Annotated in this window: 8 protein-coding genes and 1 pseudogene; all 9 read left to right on the top strand. The window is 43.5% G+C overall.

Features of this window, described 5'->3' with window-relative positions:
- The coding region (locus DW938_RS11525; protein WP_181984436.1) for a phage antirepressor KilAC domain-containing protein at positions 1-314 on the top strand (314 nt) is incomplete at its 5' end.
- 5 nt (positions 315-319) lie between these two features.
- A pseudogene (locus DW938_RS11520) lies at positions 320-556 on the top strand (hypothetical protein); the annotation flags it as partial.
- A complete protein-coding gene (locus DW938_RS14840) occupies positions 557-697 on the top strand; it encodes a hypothetical protein (protein ID WP_158455166.1) in 141 nt (46 codons plus the stop codon).
- On the top strand, positions 678-875 hold the full coding sequence (locus DW938_RS11515) for a hypothetical protein (RefSeq protein WP_118124962.1): 198 nt from the start codon (positions 678-680) through the stop codon (positions 873-875). Before DW938_RS14840 ends, DW938_RS11515 begins: the two co-directional genes overlap by 20 nt.
- 123 nt (positions 876-998) lie before the next feature.
- Entirely contained in the window at positions 999-1,805 is an 807-nt protein-coding gene (locus DW938_RS11510; RefSeq protein WP_118124960.1) for a DNA adenine methylase, read from the top strand.
- Positions 1,806-1,814: 9 nt separating this feature from the next.
- Entirely contained in the window at positions 1,815-2,081 is a 267-nt protein-coding gene (locus DW938_RS11505) for a hypothetical protein (protein WP_117864969.1), read from the top strand.
- Entirely contained in the window at positions 2,078-2,494 is a 417-nt protein-coding gene (locus DW938_RS11500) for a DUF3846 domain-containing protein (protein ID WP_118124958.1), read from the top strand. The genes DW938_RS11505 and DW938_RS11500 overlap by 4 nt, the downstream gene beginning before the upstream one ends.
- 108 nt (positions 2,495-2,602) lie before the next feature.
- Positions 2,603-3,493, top strand: a complete 891-nt coding sequence (locus DW938_RS11495; RefSeq protein ID WP_147342384.1) for a hypothetical protein — start codon at positions 2,603-2,605, stop codon at positions 3,491-3,493.
- A 69-nt stretch (positions 3,494-3,562) separates the two neighbouring features.
- Positions 3,563-5,241 (top strand): SpaA isopeptide-forming pilin-related protein (locus DW938_RS11490; RefSeq protein WP_181984435.1); only part of this gene is annotated, 1,679 nt, incomplete at its 3' end.

Raw genomic sequence — 5,241 nt, 5'->3', positions numbered from 1 at the left:
TCGTGGATTTTGCTCTGCACGTTGCCGACAGCGATGATCTAATAGATATGAATGCTATGGCAAAGCTTGCGGCTGAAGAAAATTTCAATATCGGCAGAACAAGACTGTTTCGCTGGCTGAAAGAAATGGGAGTGCTTATGTCAAACAATCTGCTGTATCAGAGATATATTGACCGCAGATATTTTGTTGTAAAAGAGTCGGTGTTCGAGGTCGAGGATATGAAAAAGACTTATCGGCAGACGTTTGTGACGGGAAAAGGTCAGCTTTTTATCATAGGTCTGCTGAGAAAATATTACGGAAAGGAGATGTCGTGATGTCCAAAAAGCCAAAATGTCCGCTGATAGGTCAGGACGGAAATATATTCAATCTTATGGGCATAGCCTCAAAAACGCTGAAAAGGAACGGAATGTATGATGAGGCAAAGGAAATGTGCAGCAGAATAACATCTTCGGGCAGTTACTATGAGGCATTAAATGTTATCGGTGAGTATGTTGAGATCACGTCGACCGATGATGAACAGACAGAAGATGAGGATATGGAAATGGAGATGATGTAAATGACGTATTTGTTCATTGGAATGATGATAGGTGTTATCATCGGAACAACAATAGGTTCTCTTGCCGTGGCTTTTAAGTCTGCTGAAAAAGAGATCGCACGTCTTGATAAGGAGGTCAAAGATGCACACAAACAGAGTTAAAGCGAAAGTAGACTTCAAGTTCTGTATGGGTAATATCCCTGCAATGCTGAGAGCAACAAAGCCTGTGCTTTCGGAAAAGCAATACAAGGAGCTGTGTAATGAGGTAAACAAGGTTGACGGCTACCTTGAACAGAAACGCATCATATTCAGCTATGTAAACCCTATGATCAAAGGGTGAGGTAAGCACAATTAAATAACAACTAGGGTCGTTTTGCCAATGACAGAAGATTTCTGTTTTTAGCAAAGCGACTTTCTTTCTGTCATTGGTTCTACGGCAGAAAGGAAAAACATGAATAGTTTTATGTCATGGGTAGGGGGAAAGAAGAATCTTCGTGACGAGGTTCTTGCAAGATTTCCGCCTTACTATGAAAGGTATATAGAGGTTTTCGGCGGTGCAGGCTGGGTGCTGTTTCATAAACCGCCGGGTATGGATTTTGAGGTCTGGAATGACTACAACGGAAACCTTACAAATCTCTATAGATGTGTGCGGGATAAACCGAATAAGCTGAAATACAAGTTGCGGTATGTCCTCAATTCCCGTGAGGATTTTGACTGGATCGCAAGTCTGCACAAGCGAGGTCTGTTCAGCAGATTTCGTGATGTTGACAGAGCGGCTAAGTTTTATCAGCTTATACGTTACAGCTATGCAAGCGGTCTTGACAGCTTTGGAAGTCAGCCACATTCAATGTGGTCTGATTTTCCGATGATAGACCTTGCGGCAAGGCGTTTGCAGAAGGTAGTTATCGAAAACAAGGATTTTGAAAAGCTTATCAGGCAGTATGACAGACCTGTAAGCTTTTTCTACTGTGATCCGCCGTATTTTGCTACAGAGAATTACTACAAGGACGTAGGTTTTACTGCAAAAGATCATATCAGACTGCGTGACGCTCTGCTTGACATCAAAGGCAGATTTTTGGTTTCGTATAACGATTGCCCTGAGATCCGTGAGATATGGCATAAACCAAACATTCACATTGAAGAGATAAGCAGGCTGAACAATTTGGCACAGCGGTATGACGGCGGCTGTCAGTATGCAGAGCTGCTCATATCAAATTATGACACAAGCGAACGTGCGAAAGCTATCAAACAGCTTTCGCTTTTTGATTAGGAGGTTTTTATGAAGAAGATAATATTGGCACAGGTTTTAACGGCAAAAGGCAAAACAGAATTTTCTGGACTTTATGATAGGCATGGAAATGCTGTAACGGTAGAGGTCGAACGTGACAGCAGCGGTGTTTCACTTATCGTATGGCAAGACGAACAGAAAAAGCAGCATTTTGACTGTGGGATATCCGAAGAGGAGATACAGCGTACCTGTGCAATGTTTGATGACTGCGGCGAGTGTCCGCTGAAAGAGTATTGTGAAAGTGAGGCAAAAGAATGAGGATACTTGTGTTTGAACCTCTGAAAGAACCGTATGTGAAAGATATCGAGGACGATATCCAGGCAATGCAGGAAGTAGTGGGAGGAAGCATTGAACCTATATATTTTGAGCAGACAAATGACGCACTTTGCTGGTGTAATGATGAGTTTCTGCTGAACGGCTCAAAGCCTAACAGGATAGTAGGAAACACTCTTGTTCATGGCACTTTCTATATTTCGGGCAACTGTCTGAACGAATACGGCGAATGGGACTCTTGTTCACTTACCGATGAGCAGATCGAAAAGTACAAGGAGCAGTTTGGTCATATGCTGGTAGACCTGCCGGGTATAGGGCTTGTGGCTGTTAAAGAAACAAAACCCGAAGTGATCGGACCGCTTGAAGAATTTGATGAAGGACCTGAGCTAATTATATAGTATGCCAAATCTTATGCTGTGTAAATTGTCACAAAGGCAGAACTTTTGCAAAAAGGCTGGATATATACAAAAAGGTGTGATATATTGCTTGACAAGGAGCGTGATAATATGAAAAAAGCGATATATATTTCAATACTTTGCACAGTAATGCTGACTGCCTGCGGCAATGTATCGGAGTCCGTAGAAAGTGCAGAAATCTCAGCTGTGAACCAAACTACGGTCACGGTAACATCGGTAAAGGAAGAAAAGGATACAAGCGAAACCGCAACTACTACTTTTAAAACAAGTTCGCAGACGGTATCCGAGACTTCAAAACCGACAAATATCACAGTAACTACGACCAAGAAATCAGATCCGTCAGGTTATTCGGGAAATTCCAGTCAGGGACAGAACAATTCTGCACAGAATAATAACGGTCAGGAAAATAACCATCAGCCTGTGCAAAATGATCCGCAGCCAGATAACTCGCCGTCCGATAATAACCGGAGCAATAACGGAGCGGAACAGAATAACGATCCGACGCCTCCGACTACAACTGCAAAGCCTGCGGTAACAAATCCGCCTGACACAACGACAAAGCCGCAGACTACAAAAGTTCCGCAGACTCAACCACCCTTGCCGGTGCCTACTGAGGAAGAACGATATATGGATATCGGCAGAAGCTTATCTCATAACGGCTCTGATTACAGCAAGGCAGAGGCGGTATACAACTGGATGACTGAAAACGGTTCGGGCACTTGTGTGAATTATTCGTGGCAGACCTACTATTTGTGCAAAGGTACAGATCTGGAATGCTATCTTGCATGGACGCCGTCAAAACTGTATGGTCATGTAGCAAATGTTGTTAAGGTAAACGGAACATGGTTTGTTCTTGATACGCAGGGGCAAGGATTTCTGCTGAATAACGACTGCGGATTCAGCGAAATAATAGATATTGATGAATCATATGTATCAGGGGCGGATTTGATAAGCAACCAAAGATATGATGAAATATATTAAGATGTGCAAACGAAAGAGCCGAAATCCGGCTCTTTTTCTTTGCAAAAATGAAAAGGAGAAATGCACTTTATGTTCAAAAAATCGAAAATATTAAAGAAGCTTGGGCAAGCGAATACTTCGCTTCGTCTTTTACGTTTGCGTGCTTGCCCTAAGAGTTTGCCTGCGGCAAACTCCCGAATTTTACGTAGGCTTACCACAGGGTTCATGGCAGGACTCTGTGCTTTTTCTATGCTCGGCTCATCTATGAGCGGAGCTATCACAGCAAGTGCCGCAAGCACATCGACGGAAAACCCGGCATTCCCGTCAGCGGATACGGTGATCGCAAAGGCGGCGACCTTGCTGGGTACACCGTATACCTATGGAAACAAGGGCTACTGGTATGCGTATGATCAGGGTCAGTACACTCCGCTGTCGGTGCAGACGATCAACAACCTCGGTATCGACTGTTCGGGTCTTGTGTACTATACTCTTACGCAGCTTGGATACAAAACATCGGGGTTCAGTTGGAACAACCCTGTGCCTGTTGATACAGATCATTGGCTTACAGTCAATGATAACTGCACCATAACTTACGACGGAAAGACTTCAAAGGTCGAAGTCGAAAAGAAGAACATCAAGACAACGGACCGCCCGTATTGGGAGTGTGCTGATGGTTCGGTTATTACAGCAGGTTCTGTGGTGGTCGATCAGAATCCGGGTGGTGAGGATCACGCTTGGATATATATGGGCGAATTTGATTCAAGAAATGATGTAATAAGCTATCTGAGATCTATTGGTGTTTCGGAAAAACTCATAAACTCAAAGACAGTTGGCGATGGAAAAGGTGCAGGCGGAAAGCATTGGAGAATAGAATCCAGCGGTTCGGAGGGCGTTGTTATCAACAATAAAACAGATGGCAAGACCGCAACAGCTATGAATATGTCGGCGTTCAGGATAACAAAAAATGATGTGAAATTTGAAATAACTAAGGTTCTTGCTTCAGACAGAACGGTTAAGATTTCAGGCACAAGCAAGGTAGACGGCACGGTTGCAAAATACGGAGTATATACCGATAAGGCTTGTAAAAACAAGGTCGGCGAGATCACTATCGGCAAGGACGGAACAGGCTCCATTCAGTTACCTGAAAAGAAGTATTACGTTAAGGAGATCTCCGCACCGACAGGTTACAGTATCTCTGAAGAAGTGTTCGCATTAAAGGCTGACGAAAATATATTTGTGACCGAAGATTTTACGATAGGCAAAATTAAGGTCAATAAGACCGCCGATGACGGGATCGTAAGCGGCAGAGAGTTCAAGGTCACAGGAAACGACGGCAGCAGTTACACCAAGAAAACCAATGCAAACGGCGTTGCCGAATTTAGCGGATTAAAGGTATACAACACATCTACGGGCAAAGCGATCACCTACACCGTATCCGAGATCAATGTAGATACAAGATACGAAGTTCCTAAGGCTCAGAATGTTACGCTGACAAGCGGAGATGTTGATCTGACTGTGAATGTGAAGTTCAACAATCAACTTAAAACGGGCTCGATAAAGATAAACAAGTACTCTGAGGATAATCAGAACGATGATAGAGAGTTCACTATTATGGGCAACGGTAAGACCTACACAATAAAAACAGGTTCGGACGGTATTGCAATCCTTTCCGATATTCCCGTTTACAACAGCAATAATGAGAAGATCGTGTACACCATTTCCGAGAAAAATGTTCCCGTAAGATATGTAGTTCCAGCGGATCAGACTGC

This window comes from Ruminococcus sp. AM43-6 (assembly GCF_003461785.1).
In the GTDB taxonomy this organism is placed as follows: Bacteria; Bacillota; Clostridia; order Oscillospirales; family Ruminococcaceae; genus Hominimerdicola; species Hominimerdicola aceti.
The sequence above is the reverse complement of the archived record's forward strand: the minus strand, read 5'-3'. Positions and strand labels throughout refer to the sequence as shown.

Bases quoted from the DNA above. Each gene is read 5' to 3' on its own strand.
- DW938_RS14840 (WP_158455166.1), top strand. From the start codon at position 557: ATGACGTATTTGTTCATTGGAATGATGATAGGTGTTATCATCGGAACA.
- DW938_RS11515 (WP_118124962.1), top strand. From the start codon at position 678: ATGCACACAAACAGAGTTAAAGCGAAAGTAGACTTCAAGTTCTGTATG.
- DW938_RS11510 (WP_118124960.1), top strand. From the start codon at position 999: ATGTCATGGGTAGGGGGAAAGAAGAATCTTCGTGACGAGGTTCTTGCA.
- DW938_RS11505 (WP_117864969.1), top strand. From the start codon at position 1,815: ATGAAGAAGATAATATTGGCACAGGTTTTAACGGCAAAAGGCAAAACA.
- DW938_RS11500 (WP_118124958.1), top strand. From the start codon at position 2,078: ATGAGGATACTTGTGTTTGAACCTCTGAAAGAACCGTATGTGAAAGAT.
- DW938_RS11495 (WP_147342384.1), top strand. From the start codon at position 2,603: ATGAAAAAAGCGATATATATTTCAATACTTTGCACAGTAATGCTGACT.